The organism is Streptomyces sp. GLSS-08 (assembly GCF_056387915.1).
Genome location: NZ_JBWJAQ010000013.1, coordinates 130307 through 151217 on the forward strand (window position 1 = coordinate 130307; position 20911 = coordinate 151217).

The following is a 20911-nucleotide window of genomic DNA, read 5'->3' on the forward strand; positions in this document are numbered from 1 at the left end:
TCGTCCTGGACACTCGGTTCACCCTCCCGGGTGCCCTGCATCCGATGGAAACAACGACTGGAATCCGGACAGAATTCCCAAGCGGCCCCTCGATTTTTGTGATCATGCAGTACCCTGTGCCGCCACAAAGGGAGGCCGGATGGGGTCGGAACGCGCAGAGGTGCAGGTCAGGCCAGGAGTCGAGCGGGACCTCGAAGCCCTCACCGACCTCTACAACCACTACGTACGCGAAACCCCGATCACCTTCGACACCGTCCCCTTCACCGCGGAGGAGCGCCGCCCGTGGCTGCTCTCCCACCCGGTAGACGGCCCGCACCGCCTGATGGTTGCCACGGCCGCCGACTCACAGCGGATTCTGGGATACGCCACGTCCAGCCCCTTGCGCCCCAAGCCGGCGTACGCCACGTCGGTGGAGGTGACCGTCTACGTCGCCCCCGGCGCCGGCGGCCGCGGCATCGGCACCCTGCTCTACAAGACGCTGTTCGAGTCCCTCGCCGGCGAGGATGTACACCGCGCGTTCGCGGGCGTCGCCCAGCCCAACGAAGCGTCCGTGCGGCTGCACGAACGCTTCGGGTTCCGGCACGTCGGCACGTACCGGGAGGTGGGCCGCAAGTTCGGCCGCTACTGGGACGTGGCCTGGTACGAGAAGGAACTCTGACTCCGAGTCGGACCGACCGGCCGTCCCGGCGCCCCCGCCCCGCCCCGCCCCGGCCGATCTGCGCGCCGGTCAGCCGATCTGCACCGACCTCTTGGCGAGTCCCAGCCAGAAGCCGTCGATCACCGTGCGCTGCGAGTCCAGCTCCTCGTGGGCCGCGCCCAGGGTGACGAACAGGGGCGCGAAGTGCTCGGTGCGGGGGTGCGCCAGCCGGCCCGCCGGGGCCTTGTTCTCGAAGTCGAGCAGGGCGTCCAGGTCCTGGGCGTCCAGGGCACGCCGTCCCCAGTCGTCGAACTCGGCCATCACCGAGGACACGCGGCCCTCGGGACTGAGCGCCCGCAGGTTGTGGGTGAAGAACCCGGAGCCCACGATCAGCACGCCCTCGTCGCGCAGCGGCGCCAGCCTGCGGCCGATCTCCAGCAGCGCGACCGGGTCGAGCGTCGGCATGGAGATCTGGAGCACCGGGATGTCGGCGCCGGGGAACATCTCCACCAGCGGCACGTACGCGCCGTGGTCCAGGCCGCGGTCGGGGATGTCCTGGACCGGCGTGCCGGGGGCGCGCAGCAGCTTGCGCACCGACTCGGCGAGCCCGGGGGCGCCCGGGGCCGCGTACCGCACCCGGTAGTAGTGCTCGGGGAAGCCCCAGAAGTCGTGGACCAGCGGCACGGTCTCCACCGCACCGAGGGCGAGCGGGGCCTCCTCCCAGTGGGCGGAGACCATCAGGATCGCCTTCGGACGCGGCAGTCCTGCGGACCAGGCGGCGAGCTGGCCGGGCCAGACGGGGTCGTCGGCGAGCGGCGGCGCGCCGTGGCTCAGGTAGAGGGCGGGCATGCGCTCGCGTGTGACGCGCTCCTCGGCGGTGGCGGACATGACGGCGGCTCCCTCACTGACGACCCCTGAACTCGGATACCGATGACCCGGGCACGAGGCTGCCTGCATCCTGGATACTTGAACTCTAAAGCTCTACTCGGAGCGTACTCCCCACTTGTTCAAGGTTCAAAAAGAGGTCTCCGTACAGTGGAGTGCATGAACACGGCACCCGCGGAAGAGCCGCGCTGGCTCAGCGACGAGGAACAGCGCATCTGGCGCGCCTACATGCACGCCACGACCCTGCTCGAGGACCATCTCGACCGTCAGTTGCAGCGTGACGCGGGCATGCCCCACATCTACTACGGCCTGCTCGTGCAGCTCGCGGAGGCCCCGCGCGGACAGCTGCGGATGACCGAGGTGGCCAGGAACGCGAAGATCACCCGCTCCCGCCTCTCGCACGCCGTCGCGCGGCTGGAGAAGAGCGGCTGGGTGCGGCGCGAGGACTGTCCCTCCGACAAGCGGGGGCAGTTCGCGGTGCTGACGGACGAGGGCCGCGAGGTGCTGCGGCGCACGGCCCCCGGCCATGTCGCCGCCGTCCGCCAGGCCCTCTTCGACCGGCTCAGCCCGGAGCAGCAGAAGTCCCTCGGTGACATCATGCGGATCCTCGCCGAGGGGCTCCAGCCGCAGGACGCGGGCGCGGACCTGCCCTGGCTGCGGTAGGGCACCGTTCCGCGTCCGCTCCCCCGGGGCACGGTTGCGGACGCGGGTCCGCCCCGGTTCCGCTGAGCTCGGAACCGGGGCGGACCCTGGGACTCGTACGGGCGAGGCGTCCCCACCCCACGCCCGCACGCGAGGCACCGTCGGTCCCCCGGGCGCGCGGGCACCCGGGGGTACGGGGTGTCAGTGGGCGATGACCGGGACCTTGAGTTCGTCCTCGACGCCCTCGCCCGTTCCGTCGCCGGACAGCGCCGAGGTGTCGGGGCGGCCGGTGGTGATGAAGGTGACGGCCACCGTCGCGGCGACCACGAGGATGCCGACGGCGAACCAGATCGCGTTGGTGTAGCCGTGCACCTGGCCCTGGAGCTGGACCAGCTGCTGCTGGGACTGCGTGGTGGCACCGGCGATGTGGTCCTTGATGTACGAGGTCGTCGCCGAGGCGGCGATCGTGTTCAGCAGGGCCGTACCGATCGCGCCGCCCACCTGCTGCGAGGTGTTGACCATCGCGGAGGCGACACCGGCGTCACGCGGCTCGACACCGTGCGTGGACAGCGACATGGCGGGCATGAACGCCGTACCCATGCCGAGACCGAGCAGCACCATCGCCGGCAGGATCGTGCTGGCGTAGGAGGAGCCGATCTCGAGCCGGGTCAGCAGCAGCATGCCGAGCGCGGCGACCAGGAAGCCGGGTCCCATCAGCAGGCGCGGCGCGACCCGGGTCATCAGGCGGGTGCCGATCTGCGTCGAGCCCACCATCATGCCGCCGATCATCGGCAGGAAGGCGAAGCCGGTCCTGACCGGCGAGTAGCCCTTCACGATCTGCAGGTAGTAGGTCAGGAAGAGGAACAGGCCGAACATCGCGATGATCGCGAGACCGAGCGAGAGGTAGACGCCTCCGCGGTTGCGCTCGGTGATGACGCGCAGCGGCAGCAGCGGGGCCTTGACCCTGGACTCGGTGACGACGAACGCGGCGAGCAGCACCACCGAGGCCACGAACAGGCCGACGGTCACGGAGTCGCCCCAGCCGTCGGACTCGGCGCGGGTGAAGGCGTAGACGAGCGTGACCAGACCGAGGACGGAGAGGATGACGCCCGGGATGTCGAGCGGCGAGCGGTTGCGGCCGCCGGCCGGCTCACGGATGACGTAGTACGCGCCCGCGGCGGCGATGATCGCGAACGGGATGTTCACGAAGAACGTCCAGCGCCAGTCCAGGTACTCGGTGAGGACACCGCCGAGGATGAAGCCCACGGCGCCGCCGCCGCCGGCGATCGCACCGTAGATGCCGAACGCCTTGGCGCGCTCCTTGGGCTCGGTGAACATCACCGCGAGCAGGGAGAGCGCGGCGGGCGCGAGCAGTGCGCCGAACGCACCCTGCAGGGCGCGGGCGCCGAGCATCATCGCCTCGTTCGTGGCGGCGCCGCCGAGGGCGGACGCGCCGGCGAAGCCGATCAGGCCGGCCACGAAGGTGCGCTTGCGCCCCCACAGGTCGGCGATGCGGCCGCCGAAGAGCAGCAGACCGCCGAAGGCCAGCGCGTAGGCCGTGATGACCCACTGCCGGTTGCCGTCCGATATCCCCAGGTCCTGCTGGGCGGAGGGCAGCGCGATGTTCACGATGGTCGCGTCGAGGACGACCATCAGCTGGGCGAGCGCGATGAAGCTGAGCGCCTTCCAGCGGTTGGAATGAGCGTCGGCCAGATCCGCTTTGGCGGTGGCCCGGACTGTTTCAGACATGGGGGTACCCATTTCGGTACTTCGCAGTGGAAAAAGGGTCAGAAGTCGGAGGAGAGGAGACAGGTCGTCGACGGTGACGGCCTGGGCGTGATCAGGAGAGTCGGCTCGTCGTCGGTGACCGGCCGGAAGAGTGGTAGGGGTAGGGACCGGCGCCGGGCGCCGGACTCATCGGTCAGGCTCGTCGCAGGTCCTCCACGGTCGCGGCCTCCCCGGGCAGTTCGGAACGGGCCGGGGCCCGCATACCGTCCAGGAACAGCTGCAGATGGCGGTGCACGAACCGGTCGATCCCCTGGCACGCGGTGCCGGGCAACGGCCGGGTGAGCTGGGTCAGGGCGATCATCAGGTCGCCGAACTCGACGTCCGGGCGCAGCCGGCCGGCAGCGCGGGCGCGCTCCATGAGCAGCTCGACCAGTTCCGTGAAGCGGTCCCGGGCGGCGAGGAGGTCCGGGTGGTCCTGGTCGAAGCCCGCGGAGAGCATCGGGCACAGGGCGCCGATGCGCTCGTCGGCGGCGGCGTGCACGAAGCGGCTCAGTGCCTCGAACGCGTCACCGCCCTCGGCGAGGGCCCTCTCGATCTGTTCCGACGTGCGGTCCATGACCGAGCAGACGACCTCCCGCACCAGTGCGTCGCGGTCGGGAAAGTTGCGGTACACCGTGGCGTTGCCGACGCCGGCCCGGCGGGCGATCTCGTCGAACGGCACGTCCGGGCCGAACTCGACGAACATCTCGCGGGCCGCGCCGACGATCCGCTCCCTGTTGCGCAGGGCATCGGCGCGCGGCCTGGACGCTCGGCGCTGCGTGGGGGTGGCGGTCTCCACGGCGTACTCCTTCGGTGGGGTCGGATGCTCCGGACGGGTTCCGGAGGCCGTGCGGTCCGAAGCCGGTTCCGGGAGTCGTGCGGTCCGGAGCAACTTCGGGGCGTGCGCTCCGCAAAAGCTCCGGAGGTCGTGCGGTCCGTCGCGACGGGGCGCCGTCACGGTGCGGGTACCCGGGGCGGCGGGGTTCCGTCGCGGTCCGGTGGTTCTGCGGTCGTGCGGTCGTGCGGTCGTGCGGTCCGGTGCGGCGGGGTTCCGTCGCGGTCCGGGCGGTCCGTCGCGGCGGGTTCCGTCGTGGCCGGGCCGGTCCGATGTCGATCCGGGGACCGTTTCCCCGTTTCGGTCGGACACAGGGCTAAACGGGGAAAGGATCCCCGGTTATTTCCCCGACCGCATGTGACCTGCGTCACATCACGCTGAGGCGGGAAACCCACGTTCGGTCTCTTCCAGCGAGCGCCCCCGCAACCCCCGTCCGAGGGTGAGGGCAAGGGTGCAGCCGGAGACCGGCGGCTGCCGGGGAGAGCGAAGGGCCGATGCATGCAGCCGACCAGCCGTCGGATACGCCCGCGCCGTGCGGCCGCCTTCGCGTCGGTGACCGTCCTCACGCTGGCGGTCAGCACCTCCGCCGGCACCGGGCACCTCACGGCGGGACCGACGGCATCGGGCTCCATCGCGCTGGCCCGCTCCACGGCCCTCGGCCCCTGCATGATCAGCGGCGCCGTCGGCGTCCAGATGTCGGAAGGCATACCCACCCCGCCCGGCTACGCCCGCTCCACCGGCACCGTGCGGGCCCTCAACCTGATGGTCGACTTCTCCGACGCGCCCGGCCATGGCAACGCGCTCGACCGCCTGGCGGAGTTCTTCCCGAAGACCCGCGACTGGTTCCGCACGAGTTCGTACGGCCGCCTCGACTACCGCCCGGAGGCCCCCCTCCGGGACTGGCTGCGGATGCCGAGATCCTTCAAGGAGTACGGCATAGAACGCGGCGCCCCCTTCGAGCCCGGCTACCGCGGCCTGGTCCAGGACATCGTGGCCGCCGCCGACCCCAAGGTGGACTTCCGCTCGTACGACATCCTGAACGTGCTGGTCACCCCGAACGCGGGCCCCTCCGCCCTGGACACCGTCCTGTCGGTGACCTTCGCGGGCAACGCGGAGGCACCCGTCGCCGACGGCGTCCCGGTCGCCAACGCGTCCTTCGTCTACAGCCGCCAGGACGACGGCTCCGGCTCCTACGGCGACACCGGCTACCGCGTCCTGCCGCACGAGAACGGCCACACCTTCGGCCTGCCCGACCTCTACACCCAGGACGGCGGCGGCGCGGTCGGCCACTGGGACATCATGAGCGAGGACTGGGGCGCCGACAACGACCTGCTCGGCTGGCACAAGTGGAAGCTCGGCTGGCTCGACGAGTCCCAGGTCCGCTGCGCCGCCACGCCCGGCACCAGCGAGTACCTGCTGACGCCGCTCGCCAAGCCCGACGGCACCAAGCTCGTCTTCGTCCCCCTCGGCACGAAGACCGGGTACGCGCTGGAACTGCGCACCCGCGCGGGCAACGACGACACCGTCTGCCGCCCCGGCATCCTCATCTACAAGGTCGACGCCGACGTGGACACCGGCAACGGACCCGTCAACGTGCTGGACTCCCAGCGCGACAGCGGCGGCTGCACCCGCAGTCCCAATGTCCACGCCGAACTCTCCGACGCGCCCTTCACGCCCGGCGAGTCCTTCCAGGACCCGAAGACGGGCGTCCGCGTCACGGTCGCCGGGGCGGACCTGGCGGGGAACTACCGGGTGTATGTGACCCGCCGGTGACGGCATCGAGGGAGTGCCGGCGCGCGTGGGCGGCGAGAGCGTCGCAGGTGGCGGGGTGAGGGCCGCAGGTGGCGGGGTGAGGGCCGCAGGTGAGGGCGAGAGGGCCGGTCGGGTGTCCTGGACCTGCTGGGCCGGTCGGGTGTCCGGATCTGCTGGGGGGGCGGTCACGCATTACGGTGTCTCATCCGAGATCCGTTACGGAGAGCCCCATGCCGGAGAGCCCCATGCCATCGAACGTCTCGCCGGCACTCGACACCCCCGTACCCGCCGAGGCCGTCGCCCCCCTGATGCGCGGCATCGCCGTACTGCGGCGGCTGACGGACGCCGACGGGGTGTCCAGCCTCAGCGGCCTGGAACGGGCCACCGGGCTCGCACGGTCCACCGTCGACCGGATCACCGCCACACTCGCGCGCATGGGGTACGTACGCCTGGACGGCCGTGATGCCGTCCTCGCGCCCCGCCTCACGGAACTCGGCAACGCCTACCTCGCCGCGCTGCGCCTGCCCCGGCTCCTCGACGCGCACGCCGACGCGCTCGCCGACGAACTGGACGAGTCGGTGTCACTGGCCGTCGGCGACCTCGACGGCATCCGGTTCATCCACCAGGCCACCCGGCGGCGCGCGATGTCCCTCAGCTTCCGCATCGGCGACCTGCTCCCGGCGGAGCGCACCGCGCCGGGGCCGCTGTTCGCCACCGAGTGGGGGCCCGCGGAGTGGGCGCACTGGCACGCCCGCCGCGAAGCCGACCCGGAGGACCGGGGCTTCCCGGCGGTACCGGCCAGGAGCCGCCCGATCGACTGTGCCGAGTTCGACGATGCCGGGGAGAGCGACGAGTCGAGGGGCGAGCGGGACGGTGAGGGGGCGGACCAGCCCTACGGCCGCGGGGCGGACCGGCCGGACGGCGGCGCGGCGGGGCAGCAGGACGGTGATCCGGCGGGGCAGCGGGAGGGCCGGTCGTACGGTGCCGCGCCGGTGGACCGTGCCGCGCCAGTGGACGGTGCCGCGTCGGTGGACCGAGCCGCGCCGGTGGACGGTGCCGCGTCGGTGGACGGTGCCGCCGACGCGCCCCGGGGCCGCCCCGCCCTCGGGGACGACTTCGAGCGGCGTACGGCCGAGGCCCGGGAGACGGGCTGGGCGCTCGACGACCAGCTCATCGAGCAGGGGCTGGTCGCCCTCTCGGTACCGGTTCGCGACCCGGGTTCCGGCCGGATCGCCTGCGTCGTCAGCGTGGTCAGCCACACCAGTCGGCACACCGCCACGGACCTGCGGGACACACTGCTGCCCCGGCTGCGGGCGGCGGTGGCGGGGATGGAGGAGGAGCTGCGGCGGACACCGCCCGCCGAGCCGGCCGCCCGCTCGGGGCTCGCCGGGTGGACGGGCGCGTCCAAGCAGGAACTGGGCCGCGAGTTCATCGAGTCGCTGGCCCGCGGTCTGACGGTGTTCACGGCGTTCGACGAGGGCCGCGCCGAACTGACCCTGTCCGAAATCGCGCAGGCCACGGGGCTCCCCCGGGCCACGGCCCGCCGTGCCCTGATCACCTTGGAGCACCTCGGCTACGTCAGCGCCCGCGACCGCGTCTTCGGACTGACCCCCCGCGTCCTGGGCCTCGGCTTCCCGCCGCTGTCCCGGCTGACGCTCCCCCAGATCGCCGCCCCGTACCTCACCACGCTCTCCCAGCAGCTCCAGGACTCGGCGTCGCTGGCGGTCCTGGCGGGCGACGACATCCAGTACACGGCACGGGTCGCCACACGCCGCGTGATGAGCGTCAACGTCACGGTCGGTACCCGGCTGCCGGCGTACGCGACCTCGCTTGGCCGGGTGATGCTGGCGGACCTCCCGGACCCGCGGCTGCCGGATCCGGCACCGCTGACCCCTCGTACGATCACGGACCCCGGGGAGCTGCGAGCGGCCCTGGACCAAGTACGGGCGGAGGGGTACGCCCTGGTCGACGAGGAACTGGAAGAGGGCCTGCGCTCCATCGCCGTACCGGTGCGGGACGGCGACGGCCGGGTCGTGGCGGCGGTGAACGTCGCCATGCACAGCAGCCGCCGTACGGCGGAGCAGTGCGTGACGGAGGTCCTGCCCGAACTGCACGCGGCGGCGACGCGGATCGAGACGGATCTGCGGGTGGCGGGGAGGTTCCGGCGGGTGCCCGGGGGGTGAGGGGCGGAGAGCGTGGGGCGTGGAGGCCGGGGCGTGGGAGCCGGGGCGTGGGGGCAGCCTGGGCCCCGGCCCCCACGCCGCTGAACCGTTGGCGGACTACTCGGGGTGCGTCCCCCTCTACCTCTACCTCTACCGTTCCGGTGGTCCGCCGTTCCGCTGGTCCGCCGTTCCGTTGCTCCGCTGCCTGGGTCCGCTGCCGGGCGCGCGGTAGGAGCGGCCGGCTGGATCGCCCGGGATGCCGGACACTCCGGGTGGACCGGACGTGGCGGGTGCACCCGACGCGCCGGATGCCCCGGGCGTGCCTACGGGGTGCCGCCCTGCGGGGACCAGCTCGCCGACGGCGTCCGCGGCGGCGAGCCGCGGCAGGAGCAGCGCCCAGAACCGGGTGAGGGTGGACCGCGAGAGCCACCGCTCGTCCCGCGCCCCGAGCGTCTCGAAGCCGACGACGGCCGCCACGACGGTGGAGGCCGCGTCGCGCGCGGACACCCCCTTCGCGAGTACGCCCTCGCGGTCGGCCCGGCCCAGGACGTCGATGACGTACTCGTGCCACCGGCGATGCAACTGATCACCGACACTGCCGGAATCAGCCCCTCCGGTCAGTGCGAAACCAGCCCGGAGAACGACGTCGTGGCTCAACCCGTGAAGGAGGGCGTGGGAGGCGTCGACGAGGACCTGAAGGGAACCGCCCGCCGACGACACCGCTCCGTCCCGGGGCGGCCCCACCGCCGAGGGGGATCCTCCGCCGCCCGAGCCCTCACCCACTCCGGTGATCCGTTCGAGCCGCTCGGCGGCTGCTCGGCCCACCGCGTCGGCGAGGGCCGCCTTGCTGGCGAAATGAAAGTGCAACGCCCCATTGCTGACTCCGGCCCGAGCGCTGATGGCAGCCAGGGTGACCACCTCGAAGCCCTCTTGGTCGAAGAGCTGGGCGGCGGACTCGATCAACGCGTTGCGGGTACGGACCGCGCGCTCCTGCTTGGCCATCGGGGGCTCCCATTCTCACTGGAGACTCCGAAGAGGGTAACAAACCGTCCATGCGGTTTAGGTAGTGGAGGCTCAATCTCCACTCGAAGGTCAGTAGGCCTCCACTGGACCCCCGCAGAAAAGGCCAGGGAGGAGCCCCCGGAACACAGAAGAAGCCAAGGAACCGACACACGTGATCGCCATTGAGGGGCGCACCCGGAGGACCTCCAGGCCCTCACGACCAGACCCCTCGTGACGGCGCCCGTAAAATCAACACGCGGGCGAACGGGGCCTCTTCGACGCAGCCCCACCGCCGAGCCCCGACCGGGCCCGAGCCTTCCCCCACCATCACGACGGCTTGCGCACCGCCACCACCACCGCCACCTGGCCACTTCACCCCGAGCCACCATCCGCTACGCTAGTCGCCGGGTCTCCACCGAGATCCGCACGCCTTCGTAGCTCAGGGGATAGAGCACCGCTCTCCTAAAGCGGGTGTCGCAGGTTCGAATCCTGCCGGGGGCACGACGCGTTACCGGCCTGACCTGTGGTTCATCCCCCAGGGAGGGCCCTACTCGGCCTCGGACTTCTCGTCCGTGGCCGTTTGCGTGAGCGGACGGAGAATGGATTTTCGCGGTTCTCCCGACGGATCAGCATCATCCGGCACGGACTCCGGGCCGGGATGCTCCGCGTCATCGGGCTCGGCTTCCGCTTCGGGGTGGTGATTTCGGACGTGGGCGCGGGCGCGCGGGACGAGTTCGGCTGCGGCCTCGGCGATCGCCAGGTCCGCTTTAGGGGGCAGGCTCGTGCGCGAGCCCAGCGGTGCCAGGTCCGCGCGAGAGGCCGTGCCGCCCACATCCCGCTTCCATCGGCAGCTACGACGACTATGCCGTGTCGTTCGCCACGAGGGCTGCGAGTACGGCGACCTGCCGGGACCGTCGAGCATCCGCCTCAGTGGTGCGGCTCGTCTGTTCCGATCCCCCGGTGACGAGTCCACCGCGCCGGTTCCTCATGTGTCGTGGGCTCGCTGGTCGGATGCCGGCCGACGAGGAGGGGCCTGAGCGAGATCAGCGTGCCGGGCGGACGGCAGACAGTACGCTGAATCCAGCGGGATCGGGCCCGCAGCACAGTGTCCGGGAGGTGCTGAATGATGGCCCCGGCGTGGATGCATGAGCAGATCACGGCGGAGGAGTACGAGTCCTGGTCCGAGGAGCAGTGCTCCGGTATCGAGATCGTGGACGGGATGGTCGTCGTGAGTCCGAGTGCGTCCAAGCGGCACAACCGGCTGGCCCGGATTCTGACGAATGCCCTGGATGCCGCCGCGGGCCCGGATTGGAACGCCGACACGGACTTCGACGTCCGGCTTCAGGACGTCCCGCTCACCAATCGCCGCCCGGACGTCGTCGTGTACCGCGCAGACACGATTGACATCACCCCACCCGCCCGGAGCACGTGTTGCTGGTCGCGCAGGTAGTGTCACCGGGCTCGGAGACCACCGACCGGATCGTGAAGGTCGACCAGTACGCCAAGGCAGGCATCGGCTTCTACTGGCGGATCGAGCAGGCCGCGACGGGCGTTCCTCTCGTGTACACCTACGTCCTGGACCCCGCGACGAAGACCTACCGGGACGGGGAGGTGTTCACCGGCGTCCTCAAGGCAGCGGCCCCCTTCCCGGTGAAGATCGACCTCGGCCACATCTGACCCACACGATGCCCAGCAGCCGACAGCGCGTGAGCGATGCGGGAGCGGACAGCCCGATACAGGGCGGCATAGGCCGGATCAAGTGGTTCGCTGCGCGGTTCCGACCAGTGGAAACAGCGCAACGCAGCGGCGCCAGGCACCCCGCGGCAAGGAACCGACTCCACTCCTGAAGCGGGTGTCGCAGGTTCGGATCCTGCCAGGGGCACGGAAGTGGCCAGCGTGGGAAGGGCTTCCTCACAGGCTGGCCCTTCGCCGTGTTTGAGGCCGTGCCAGACGCGTGCCACTGATGCCACGCGGATGCCACATCACATCATTCCTGGCTCTCGCGGATTATGACCCCGAGCCGATCAGCGATGAATCAGTGCACTGACGAGCGTCAGGTCGCTGCGCTGAATGGCCTTTCGGTGCTCCTGACACGGTGCGTCGGCACCACAGCCAACTACCTGTGGTTCCAGGGCAACTGAAGCCCGTCCCACAGCCGTGCCGGAACCTGCGGGAGCCACGGGGAAATGCGGGCAACGTGCCCGCGGCACCGACGCCCGGCTTACCCCCGCAAACCTCGAAACACCCGAGAGCATGGATCACACTCCGACGAGGCCGCGTGAGCCGCACCACCCGAGCGAAGCTGCGCCCACCGCGACAGCGCGTTTTCGTGTTCGACCGGGGCTTTCTCCAAGGCGGTCCAGGGCGATCGGGAGATGACTGCGCTGACTAAGACGCCCCGCGGCTCGACATCCCGATCGTCACCTCGGCGCTCACGACCTTGGAGGCATGGGACCCTCGCGTACACGGGAACGGGAAGCACCGTGAACACGTGAGAACCGTGGAGGATGACCTGGTCAGGAGGTGCGCTCCGACGGGTCAGTAGTCGGAGAAGTTCCAGAACATGCCCACCTCCGTGTCGGAGACGACGACCAAACCGTAGTCCTCCGAGTAGACGTCGCTCAGCGGGCCGTACGCCCAGCTCGACGACGTGAAGTCGAGCGTGCCGAGCACATGGCCAGGCATTTTGACGTTGGTGTGATACGTGGCCTTGTCGCCGTACCGCGCGAGGATCGTGCGTGCCATCGTCCGCAGTTTCTCCTCGCTCTGCGTGAAGCGCCTCAGGTTGGACAGGGTGCAGCAGTCGTCCGTGAGGGCCAGCAGCAGGTTTTCAGCACTGGCCCGGTCGATCTCGTGGAGACGCCGCGCGATGTACTCCGGAGGGTGGAAGGCGAACGGGTACGTGGGGGACCCGTCGTTATCCCGGGTCTGTGCCGGATCGTCGAGAACAGTCCAGCCCCGGGGATCCGGGACGGCCCGGGCCATCAGCGCGAGGACGTCGAGGACCCAGTCCTCGTGGCGCCGCGGGCCCGTGGCGTCGTACGGGTACGCGTCCTCGAACAGGTGACGTACCGCGGCTTCCCAGGAGGCCTGGTCGACGGACATGTGGTGCCGGCCTTTCTCGGCGGGGCTTGGGCTCATAGGGCATCGATGTCGCCGGACGCGGGTCGTTCGGCGTCCGTCGGTTGCTTGAGCAGATTGCGACCGGTCGTCCCGCCGCCCGTTCAAGATCATCCGAGGGGCGGACGCTGATCCCTCGTCACCTGTGCGGTGCGATCTTTCAATCTCGTCCTCCGGGCCGCTCACCTGCGGAAATGATCAAAGGAGCGGGGTCGTTGGGTGTGGCCGGGTGGCCCATCCGCCTGTATGTCGTGTTGCAGCCCTGACGGTCTGTCGGTCTTCTCATGAGAAGAGCACAACAACGGTGCCGCGCGTTCCGGCCGGCCACTGCTTTCTCGGAGGAACTTCATGCGTATCAAGTGTGCAGGCGCCGGCATCGGTCTGGTTCTCGGTGCCGTCGCCCTGTCGAGCCCGGCCGCAGCAGCCGCGAGCGGTCCCAGCAGTGATCCAGGCATCCACTTCAGCACCAGAAACGCCGCCCCGGGCTCCACCGTCCGCGTCAGCACCACAGCCTGTGGCTCGGAGACCTATGGGAAGGGCGAGTCCGAGGCAGGAGGCAAGTTCCACCTCCTCCCGAGCGACCGCAAGGGCGAACTGGCCGGCGAATTCGAGGTGCCGTGGGGAACCGAGCCCGGTGCCTACACCGTCACTCTGAAGTGCCCGCCCCGCGTCAAACTCACGGGCACCTTCGTGGTCGGCGCCGGCCACCCCAACGGAGCCGTCGATGCCGGTTTCGGGACGGCCAACGACAAGGGCACACAGCTCGCCCTGGGGGCGGTGCTGCTCGCCGGAGCCGCCGCCGGATGCGCGATCAAGCTGCGCCGCCGCCCGGCCGGTGCCCGCACCTGACGTTCTGCTCCAGCGGCCCAGCCCCCGGGCCTGTGCGCGGGTCCGGGGGCTCGAGCCGCACCCCGTCTTCACTCCTTTCGGCCGCGAAGCGGAGGCGCCAGAGCGATGGCCGGCGACGAGTCCGTCGATCCTTCTCCCCTGTTCACCCCCTCCACCAAGTTTCTCGCCTACGCCCTGCTGGCGGGCCTGCTGCTGGTGACCACGGCGCTCCGCGGCGAACAGCCTCCGCGACCTTCGACCGCGCAGTCCCTGTCCCCCTCCCTGCGGCCCGGTCCCCGCAGCACCGCCTCGGCCCACCACCCCTCCGTGCCGGCGCTGCCTCCGTCTGATCCGGTCCGGGTGCGGGTCCCCGCCATCGGCGTGAATGCCCCGATGACGGAACTGACCCTCGACGAGACAGGGGCACTGCGCCCACCGTCGGAAGACATGCCGACCTTCGCCGGGTGGTACGGCGGCGGCACGGCTCCCGGCTCGGCGGGGACAGCCGTCACGGCGGGACACGTCGACACGCGGGCCGGCCCCGGGGTCTTCTACCGGCTCGGGGCACTGGCCAAGGGCGACACCATCGAGATCACCCGGGCAGACCGGCGAACGGCCGTCTTCACGGTCGACGCCGTGGAGCTCTACGGCAAGGAGGCGTTTCCGGACGAGAAGGTCTACGGCAGTTCCCTCCGGCCCGAACTACGCGTGATCACCTGTGGGGGTGAGTACGCCGAAAAGACCGGCTACCGGGGCAATGTCGTGGTCTACGCGACGATGACCGCGGTGACTTGACCACCGAACGCGTTGCCGTTGCTACCGGGTCAGGGGTGCGGTCAGACGGGTCAGTAGTCGGAGAAGTCCACAACATGCCCACCTCCGTGTCGGAGACGACGACGAGGCCGTAGTCCTCCGAGTGGACGTCGCTCAGCGGGCCGTACGCCCAGCTCGACGACGTGAAGTCGAGCGTGCCGAGCACATGGCCGGGCATTTTGACATTGGTGCGATACGTGGCCTTGTCGCCGTACCGCGCGAGGATCGTGCGTGCCATCGTCCGCAGTTCCTCCTCGCTCTGCGTGAAGCGCCTCGGGTTGGACAGGGTGCAGCAGTCGTCCGTGAGGGCCAGCAGCAGGTTTTCAGCACTGGCCCGGTCGATCTCGTGGAGGCGGGCAGGCCTCGGTCCTAACGGCCGGCCATCGGGTGCCACTCGCGGCGGAGGAGGCCGAAGACCCAGGAGTCGGAGACGTCGCCGTTGACGACGCAGTCCTCGCGGAGGGTGCCTTCGCGGACGAAGCCGAGCTTCTCCAGGACCCGGGCGGACGCCACGTTGCGGGTGTCGGTCTCGGCCTGGACGCGGTTCAGGTCCAGGGTGTCGAACGCCCACCGCAGGACGGCGTGCGCGGTCTCCGTGGCGTAGCCGTGGCCCCACGCGGCGGCGTCGAAGACGTAGCCCAGGGACGCGCTGCGGAAGTCCGGGTTCCAGCGGGTCAGGCCGCACCAGCCGATGAACGCGCCGTCGCGGACGCGGTCGACGGCCACCCGCGCTCCTGTGCCTTCCTCCTCGATCGTCCGGCAGGTCGCGATGAAGCGCTGGGCGCGGGCCGGTTCGGTCCACGGCGGGGAGTCCCAGTAGCGCAGCACGTCGGCGCTGCTGTGCAGCGCGTAGAGCGGCTCCGCGTCGGCGTCGGTGAACGGCCGCAGTCGCAGGCGGGCGGTGTGCAGCTCGGGGGTGGGCAACGTCATGCCGGGCATCCTGCCGCGTCCCGCTCGCCCCCACCATCCGTTTATCCGGACGGTGGGGGCCGCGTACGTCCCCGGTGACGCCGGACGCGCCGGATGGGCGGTGAGTCCGCAGTCCGTCTCCGGGACCGTCCGGATGTCGGGCTCGCCCCAGGTGTCCGGCTGGCCAAAGACGAACTCGCCGCCCTGCTCGGGCGGCCGCCCGCCCTTCGGGTCGTAGCCCCTCTGTGGTGTGGGCTGAGGCTCGTGCCCCCCCGGTCGCGGGGCCCTTCGGCGTCCCATGCCTGACACCGACCTGGGCGACCGTCGGCACCGTGGTGCCCGTTATCCTGCCTCGTCCTGGTCCGGTCAGAGAGGTCCTCATCATGAGCAGTGCCATGTCGTCCTTTCCCGCGCGGATCGAGCTCTCCGGGAAAGGGCTTGTTCTTCGTGACTGGGCTGAGGGGGACCTGGCGGCCATGCCGGGGCTGTTCGATCATCCCGATATCGCCTACTGGACGCCGATCGTCTCGCCCTTCGACGAGGCCGCCGCCCGCGCGCGGCTGGAGAAGGACCGGCAGTTGCGTGCGGAGGGTACGGCCATCCTGCTCGCCATCACCGTCGACGGTGGTCCGCCCCTCGGTGAGGTGATGCTGCGGCGTGCACCCGAAGGCACGGAACTCGGTTACGCCGTCGGGCCGGCGCACCGCGGTCAGGGGCTGGCCGTGCGCGCGGTGCGGGTGATGGCCGCCTACGCCTTCGAACAACTCGGCGCCGAGCAGGTGATCCTGGAGCTCGAGGCCGAGAACGCCGCCAGCGTCGCCGTGGCCACCAAGGCCGGTTTCCGTCTCCTCGACGTCCCGCTGATCACCGGCGAGGAGAAGGGGCGCCCCTTCGCCCTGCAGACGTGGGGGCTGGACCGCCCCTGACCCCGGAGGCCTCGGTCACGTCGTCAGCGGCAGGCAGTTCTTGAAGTTGTGCGGGTACAGCCACGGGCTGTGGTCGCCCGCCGCGAGCGCGTCCAGCGCGGACACGGCATCCGCCGCGGTCTTGCAGCGTGGGTGCCGTGCGGCGAAGGCGGCCTCGCCGACGTGGTGCGCAAGTCGGCTTCCTGCGCCGGCACTTGGCTGGTCACCGGCCGGGGGAGACCTGGTCAATAATCTCTGCGTACCGGGTCTGCGCCGACGGCAGGGCGCCCCGACACATCAACGGGGCGACATCCATGCGCGTACGGGTCCGGCTTGTCGGAGGCGCGGTGGGCGTGGTGGGGCTGCTGCTCGCCTCGTGCTCGACCGGCGGTGGTGGGGAGGGGGCCGGTACTTCCGTCTCGTCCTCCGCTCCGCACGTCTCACGGACCGCGGCCGGGGCGTCCGAGAAGGAACTCGGTGACCGGGCGCGGGACGTGCTCGCCGCCGTGGCCAGTGGGACGTTGGCCGAAGGCGGCTCGGAGCGCGTGGCCGACGGCATCCACACCGAGCCCGGGTTGAAGGACGGCAAGACCTACCGGCTGAGTCTGGTGTGCCTCGGGACCGGTGGTTCGCAGCTGACGTTCACTCCGGAGAGCGCCGCCTCGGGGGGCACGGTGCCGTGTGATCAGTCCGTCGTCCAGCGAAGGCTCACTGGGCGCGGGCCGCTACGGATCGATACCGAAGGGGCCGTTGGGGCGGCGGGTGTGATCGCCTGGCGGATCGACGCCCTCTGAGACGCTCACGTACGGCTCTCCGGGTCGCTTGTCCCCCTGTCCCCCGGCCGTGCGTCCTGCTGTGATCCACTGCCGCTTGACCACCGGGTGAGTCCGAACTCGCACCACACGATCTTGCCCGGGTCCCGGTGCGCCACCCCCCACTTGTCGGCCAGCTCCGCCACCAGGAACAGTCCCCGCCCCGACTCCCCCGCCGGCGCGGTGACCCTCGGTTCGCCCCCGCCGCTGTCGTGCACCTCGACGCGCAGCACGTCGCCGCACGGGATGAGGCGCAGCCGCAGTCCCCGGCCCGGCGGTACGCCGTGCAGCAGGGCGTTCGTCGTCAGCTCGCCGGCACACAGCAGGATGTCGTCGTACGCGCCCGGCGGCACTCCCCAGTCCGACAGGGCGGCCCTCGTGAAGTCCCGTGCGGCCGGGACGGACTGGCGTTCGCGCCGGTAGAAGCGCTCGCGAGGGCTGTGAGCGGTTTCGTTGTTCACGTGACGAGAGTCACGCTCTGTGGTCATGATGGAGCAGTGAGTGGACCCGTACAGATTTCTTGTACGGGTCCCCCGCGGTGGACGTACCGGCCGTGAGGGGGAGTTGGACCGTATGACCTCCAGGAAGCGTTCGCGCAAGAACGCGTCAGCGATGAAGATGGTCGGCGCGCAGCTGGGCGTCCTGCGGCGGGCCGCCGGGTTCACCCAGCGCTCGCTCGCCGAGCGGGCCCTCGTGGACGAGGAGACCATCGCCTCCATCGAGCAGGGCAGACGCCCGCTGAAGGAGGACTTCGCCGCGTTGCTGGACCAAGTCCTCGACTCCAGGGGCGTGTTGTCGGCGGCCCTGGAGCACATGCCCGAGGTGGATCTGTTCCCCCGCTGGGCCGAGGAGTACATGGACTTGGAGCGGGAGGCCATCGCCCTGTCCTGGTACGAGAACCAGGTACTCCCGGGGCTGCTTCAGACCGAGGCGTATGCCCACGCGGTGTTTCAGAACGAGGTTCCGTCGCTCACCGAGGACGAGGCGGCGCAGCGTGTCACAGCTCGCGTGGCACGCCAGGGGATTCTCCGGCGCAGGGAGCCGCCGACGGCCAGCTTCATCGTCTCGGAGGTCATCCTGATGGACCGACTCGGCGGTGACGAGATCTACTTCGAGCAACTTCGCCGCCTGGCTGAGCACGCGGATCTGCCTGGTGTGACCTTGCAGGTCATGCCGGTAGGGCGGGAGTTCAACGCAGGACTTTCCGGGCCGTTCATTCTCCTTGAGACACCCGAGCATCAGCGCGTCGCCTACATCGAAGGCCAGCGCAGAGGTTGGCTGAACGCCGAGCCGGATGAGGTGTCCGCCCTGGAGCGCAAATATGCGATGCTGCGGACACAGGCGCTCAACGCCCAGGAGACCAAGAGCCTGTTGAGCCGGTTGCTAGGAGAGCAATGAGCATCGATCTGCAGTGGTTCAAGTCCAGCTACAGCAGTGAACAGGGCGGCGCCTGCCTAGAGGTCGCCACCCTTCCCTCAGCCGTCCACGTCCGCGACTCGAAGGCCCCCGACGGCCCCGTCTTCCGTGTCGCGCCCGTCGCCTGGACCGCGTTCCTCACGCTTGCCCGTCGCTGACAGCGCGAGCGTCACGGCGACCGACGCGGCGGCCATCACCGTCATCCCCGTGGCCGGTGAAGTCAGTTGGGCCACCGTTCCGGCCAGCGTCGCGCTCACTCCCTGAAGCGTGACCATGCCCGAGGAGTGCAGCCCGAGGGCGTGGCCGCTCAGTTCGTCCGGCGTGAGTTCCATGAGCCGTTCCTGCTGGATCAGGCTCGCGCCGAAGCCCACGGACGCCACCGCCACGCAGGCCGCCGCCACGGCCGTCCCCGGGTGCAGGACGAAGAACAGGTACGGGGCGGCGAGGAGCAGCAGGAACGGGACGCCGAGCCGCGCGCGTACCCGCGGCGGCAGGAAGCGGCCGACCGTCACGTCCCCGACGAACATGCCGAACGCCCCGAAGGCGAACAGCAGGCCCGCGTGGGCCGGGGCGTACGGGACGAAGAGGGATTCGCAGCCGACGACCAGGCCGTTGGGGATCCACAGGAGCAGATAGACGCGGCGGCGGGGACCGGACGACCACAACAGGGCGTTGGTGCGCCAGGTCTCCGCCACGGACGGCCGGCCCGCCGCCCTGGGCTCGCGGCGGCTCAGACCGAAGCGGGAGACCACCGCCGTGACCAGGTACAGCGCGGCGGCGACGACGAGGCCGAGCCGCGGTGACAGCGCGGCCACCAGGACGCCGCCGGTCGCGAAGCCCAGGATCTGCGTAATGCCGTGCATCATGTTGAAGACCGACCGGCCCAACAGATAGCCGTCTCTGGTCAGAAGCTCGTTCAGCAGGCCCCAGGTGACACCGCCGCCCAGCGAGGCGACCAGACCGAGGCCGAAGACCAGCACGAGGACGCCCCACACCGGGACCCCGGGAATCGCGAGGAACGCCGTACCGGCCGCGAAGGCGAGGGCGACACCGGTCAGGGTGGCGCGGGGCCGCAGCCGGTCCGCCGCCGAGAGCAGAGTGGTCGCGCCCAGCACCTGGGCGAGGGACGGACCGAACATGCTCAGGGCGGAGAGCAGCGGCGAGTCGGTGGCCTCGTACACCAGCGTGCCGAGGGCCAGGCCGCTCATCGTCTGGGCCGCCGACCTGAGTGCGGAGGCCAGGAAGAGCGGAGTGAACTCCGGGGTGCGGAAGAGGTCGGAGTAGGTGCGCATGGGCGGAGTCTCCGGCGGGCCCCGGGACGGCCGTTATTGTTTCGCGCCTGGGCGAAACCCACGGGACGGGCGAAACCGACGGGGCAGGGCGGGGCGTATGGGCTGGTGGCAGGTCAACGCGGACACCCTGGCGGGAAGCCGGTTCGTGCTGTCGCCGCTCGCGGAGACGTTCGGGGCCCTGAAGATCCTCCAGGCGGGGACGGGCGCGCACCCCGGCGAGCGGGCCTGGCTGGACGCACATCTGCCGGCGTACCGGCGGCGGCTGGCCGGGGACCAGGTCACCGCGCTGCTCATCCGCTCCGGCCTCGGCCGGGAGTGGATCGCCGACTTCCTGACGCCGACCCCTCGCGGGCGGGCCCCGGAAAGGTCCGGGGGGTCCGGAGGGTCCGGTGACTACGAGGATTTCGAGGACGAGGTCGCGCGGGTGCGGGAGGCGTCCTCCGAGGCGGCCCGTGCCCATCTCCGGGTCTCGCTGCGCGGTCCGCTCCCCGCCGCCCTGGAGCGGGACGACCTCCCCCAGCGCGCCGCCGACCTGCTCACCTTCGTGTGGACCGAGGCCGTACGCCCGTACTGGACCCGGCGTCGGCGCATCCTCGAAGCCGACGTGGTCTCCCGTACCGCGCAGCTCGGCCAGGGCGGCTGGGCCGCGGCGCTGGACACCCTGCGGCCCGGGACGCGCTGGCTCGGCGAGAACCGGCTCCAGGTCAACCTTCACGAGTATCCGCCGCGGGAGATCTCCGGCGCCGAGCTGCTCTTCGTGCCCATCACGTCCCAGCGGCACGGCTGGGTGTCGTGGGAGGAGCCGCACCGGTACGCCGTCGTGTACCCGTGCTCGGGGGCGCTCGTGCGGACCGGGCCAAAGTCCGTGCCGGAGAGCCTGGGCGCGCTGCTCGGGCCTTCCCGGGCGGGCGTCCTCGTCCTGCTCGGCTCCCCGATGAGCACGAGCCAGCTGGTCGCGGTGACCGGGCAGGGGCTCGGCTCGGTGGGGCGCCATCTCCGGGTGCTGCTGGACGCCCGGCTGGTGGAGCGGCGCCGGGCCGGGCGTTCGGTGCTGTACTACCGGACGCCCGCCGGCGAGGTCCTCGTCCGGGCGCAGCGGGACGGGTGACTCCGGCGCGGGTGCGGGCGGGACGC

The 20911-nt window shown here is 70.8% G+C and carries 20 protein-coding genes, 1 tRNA gene and 2 pseudogenes; 13 read left to right on the plus strand and 10 right to left on the minus strand.

The window, feature by feature from the left end; genetic code table 11:
* Positions 1–139: 139 nt before the first annotated feature.
* Positions 140–658 carry an N-acetyltransferase family protein gene (locus AC0ZLC_RS23460; protein WP_476753911.1) on the plus strand — a complete coding sequence of 173 codons (519 nt, stop codon included), beginning with the start codon at positions 140–142 and terminating at the stop codon, positions 656–658.
* Between the two features lie 69 nt (positions 659–727).
* Here AC0ZLC_RS23460 and AC0ZLC_RS23465 read toward each other — a convergent pair whose 3' ends face one another.
* On the minus strand, positions 728–1525 hold the full coding sequence (locus AC0ZLC_RS23465) for a dioxygenase family protein (protein WP_476753912.1): 798 nt from the start codon (positions 1523–1525) through the stop codon (positions 728–730).
* A 156-nt stretch (positions 1526–1681) separates the two neighbouring features.
* On the opposite strand from AC0ZLC_RS23465, the gene AC0ZLC_RS23470 reads away from it, so the two are divergent.
* The gene (locus tag AC0ZLC_RS23470) at positions 1682–2185 is read left to right on the plus strand and encodes a MarR family winged helix-turn-helix transcriptional regulator (protein ID WP_476753913.1); all 504 of its coding nucleotides are present in this window, start codon (positions 1682–1684) and stop codon (positions 2183–2185) included.
* A 180-nt stretch (positions 2186–2365) separates the two neighbouring features.
* On the opposite strand, the gene AC0ZLC_RS23475 is transcribed toward AC0ZLC_RS23470, so the two are convergent.
* Entirely contained in the window at positions 2366–3913 is a 1548-nt protein-coding gene (locus AC0ZLC_RS23475) for an MFS transporter (RefSeq protein ID WP_476753914.1), read from the minus strand.
* 172 nt (positions 3914–4085) lie between these two features.
* On the minus strand, positions 4086–4730 hold the full coding sequence (locus AC0ZLC_RS23480; protein ID WP_476753915.1) for a TetR/AcrR family transcriptional regulator: 645 nt from the start codon (positions 4728–4730) through the stop codon (positions 4086–4088).
* A gap of 534 nt (positions 4731–5264) precedes the next feature.
* Here AC0ZLC_RS23480 and AC0ZLC_RS23485 point away from each other — a divergent pair.
* The gene (locus AC0ZLC_RS23485; protein WP_476753916.1) at positions 5265–6539 is read left to right on the plus strand and encodes a M6 family metalloprotease domain-containing protein; all 1275 of its coding nucleotides are present in this window, start codon (positions 5265–5267) and stop codon (positions 6537–6539) included.
* 224 nt (positions 6540–6763) lie between these two features.
* Entirely contained in the window at positions 6764–8701 is a 1938-nt protein-coding gene (locus tag AC0ZLC_RS23490) for an IclR family transcriptional regulator domain-containing protein (protein WP_476753917.1), read from the plus strand.
* Positions 8702–8830: 129 nt separating this feature from the next.
* Here AC0ZLC_RS23490 and AC0ZLC_RS23495 read toward each other — a convergent pair whose 3' ends face one another.
* Positions 8831–9682: a TetR family transcriptional regulator gene (locus AC0ZLC_RS23495; RefSeq protein WP_476753918.1), complete on the minus strand. Its 852-nt coding sequence runs from the start codon at positions 9680–9682 to the stop codon at positions 8831–8833.
* A gap of 428 nt (positions 9683–10110) precedes the next feature.
* On the opposite strand from AC0ZLC_RS23495, the gene AC0ZLC_RS23500 reads away from it, so the two are divergent.
* A tRNA-Arg gene (locus tag AC0ZLC_RS23500) sits at positions 10111–10183 on the plus strand.
* 46 nt (positions 10184–10229) lie between these two features.
* On the opposite strand, the gene AC0ZLC_RS23505 is transcribed toward AC0ZLC_RS23500, so the two are convergent.
* The gene (locus AC0ZLC_RS23505; protein WP_476753919.1) at positions 10230–10514 is read right to left on the minus strand and encodes a hypothetical protein; all 285 of its coding nucleotides are present in this window, start codon (positions 10512–10514) and stop codon (positions 10230–10232) included.
* A gap of 291 nt (positions 10515–10805) precedes the next feature.
* Here AC0ZLC_RS23505 and AC0ZLC_RS23510 point away from each other — a divergent pair.
* Positions 10806–11359: pseudogene (locus AC0ZLC_RS23510) on the plus strand (Uma2 family endonuclease).
* 861 nt (positions 11360–12220) lie between these two features.
* Here the strand turns inward: AC0ZLC_RS23510 and AC0ZLC_RS23515 are convergent.
* Positions 12221–12823 (minus strand): hypothetical protein, encoded by a 603-nt coding sequence (locus AC0ZLC_RS23515; protein ID WP_476753920.1) that lies wholly within the window; start codon positions 12821–12823, stop codon positions 12221–12223.
* 327 nt (positions 12824–13150) lie between these two features.
* On the opposite strand from AC0ZLC_RS23515, the gene AC0ZLC_RS23520 reads away from it, so the two are divergent.
* Both AC0ZLC_RS23520 and AC0ZLC_RS23525 read left to right on the plus strand, forming a co-directional pair.
* A complete protein-coding gene (locus AC0ZLC_RS23520; protein WP_476753921.1) occupies positions 13151–13651 on the plus strand; it encodes a sortase in 501 nt (166 codons plus the stop codon).
* Between the two features lie 105 nt (positions 13652–13756).
* Entirely contained in the window at positions 13757–14425 is a 669-nt protein-coding gene (locus tag AC0ZLC_RS23525; RefSeq protein WP_476753922.1) for a class F sortase, read from the plus strand.
* A gap of 387 nt (positions 14426–14812) precedes the next feature.
* Here the strand turns inward: AC0ZLC_RS23525 and AC0ZLC_RS23530 are convergent, their stop codons facing one another.
* Positions 14813–15373: a GNAT family N-acetyltransferase gene (locus AC0ZLC_RS23530; RefSeq protein WP_476753923.1), complete on the minus strand. Its 561-nt coding sequence runs from the start codon at positions 15371–15373 to the stop codon at positions 14813–14815.
* Positions 15374–15735: 362 nt separating this feature from the next.
* On the opposite strand from AC0ZLC_RS23530, the gene AC0ZLC_RS23535 reads away from it, so the two are divergent.
* Positions 15736–16278, plus strand: a complete 543-nt coding sequence (locus AC0ZLC_RS23535) for a GNAT family N-acetyltransferase (RefSeq protein WP_476753924.1) — start codon at positions 15736–15738, stop codon at positions 16276–16278.
* 15 nt (positions 16279–16293) lie between these two features.
* Here AC0ZLC_RS23535 and AC0ZLC_RS23540 read toward each other — a convergent pair whose 3' ends face one another.
* Positions 16294–16506 carry a hypothetical protein gene (locus tag AC0ZLC_RS23540; protein WP_476753925.1) on the minus strand — a complete coding sequence of 71 codons (213 nt, stop codon included), beginning with the start codon at positions 16504–16506 and terminating at the stop codon, positions 16294–16296.
* 65 nt (positions 16507–16571) lie between these two features.
* Between AC0ZLC_RS23540 and AC0ZLC_RS23545 the strand changes: the two genes are divergently transcribed.
* On the plus strand, positions 16572–17051 hold the full coding sequence (locus tag AC0ZLC_RS23545) for a hypothetical protein (protein WP_476753926.1): 480 nt from the start codon (positions 16572–16574) through the stop codon (positions 17049–17051).
* Positions 17052–17056: 5 nt separating this feature from the next.
* Here the strand turns inward: AC0ZLC_RS23545 and AC0ZLC_RS23550 are convergent, their stop codons facing one another.
* Positions 17057–17557, minus strand: a complete 501-nt coding sequence (locus AC0ZLC_RS23550; RefSeq protein ID WP_476753927.1) for an ATP-binding protein — start codon at positions 17555–17557, stop codon at positions 17057–17059.
* Between the two features lie 85 nt (positions 17558–17642).
* Between AC0ZLC_RS23550 and AC0ZLC_RS23555 the strand changes: the two genes are divergently transcribed.
* Positions 17643–18467, plus strand: coding sequence for a helix-turn-helix domain-containing protein (locus AC0ZLC_RS23555; protein ID WP_476753928.1), 825 nt, complete (start codon positions 17643–17645; stop codon positions 18465–18467).
* Positions 18464–18574, plus strand: a pseudogene (locus AC0ZLC_RS23560) (DUF397 domain-containing protein); the annotation flags it as partial. The gene AC0ZLC_RS23555 and the pseudogene AC0ZLC_RS23560, both read left to right, overlap by 4 nt.
* Here the strand turns inward: AC0ZLC_RS23560 and AC0ZLC_RS23565 are convergent.
* Positions 18545–19777, minus strand: coding sequence for an MFS transporter (locus AC0ZLC_RS23565; RefSeq protein WP_476753929.1), 1233 nt, complete (start codon positions 19775–19777; stop codon positions 18545–18547). The pseudogene AC0ZLC_RS23560 and the gene AC0ZLC_RS23565 overlap by 30 nt on opposite strands.
* 97 nt (positions 19778–19874) lie before the next feature.
* Here AC0ZLC_RS23565 and AC0ZLC_RS23570 point away from each other — a divergent pair, with 97 nt between their 5' ends.
* Positions 19875–20885: an ArsR/SmtB family transcription factor gene (locus AC0ZLC_RS23570; protein ID WP_476753930.1), complete on the plus strand. Its 1011-nt coding sequence runs from the start codon at positions 19875–19877 to the stop codon at positions 20883–20885.
* Positions 20886–20911 lie beyond the last annotated feature (26 nt).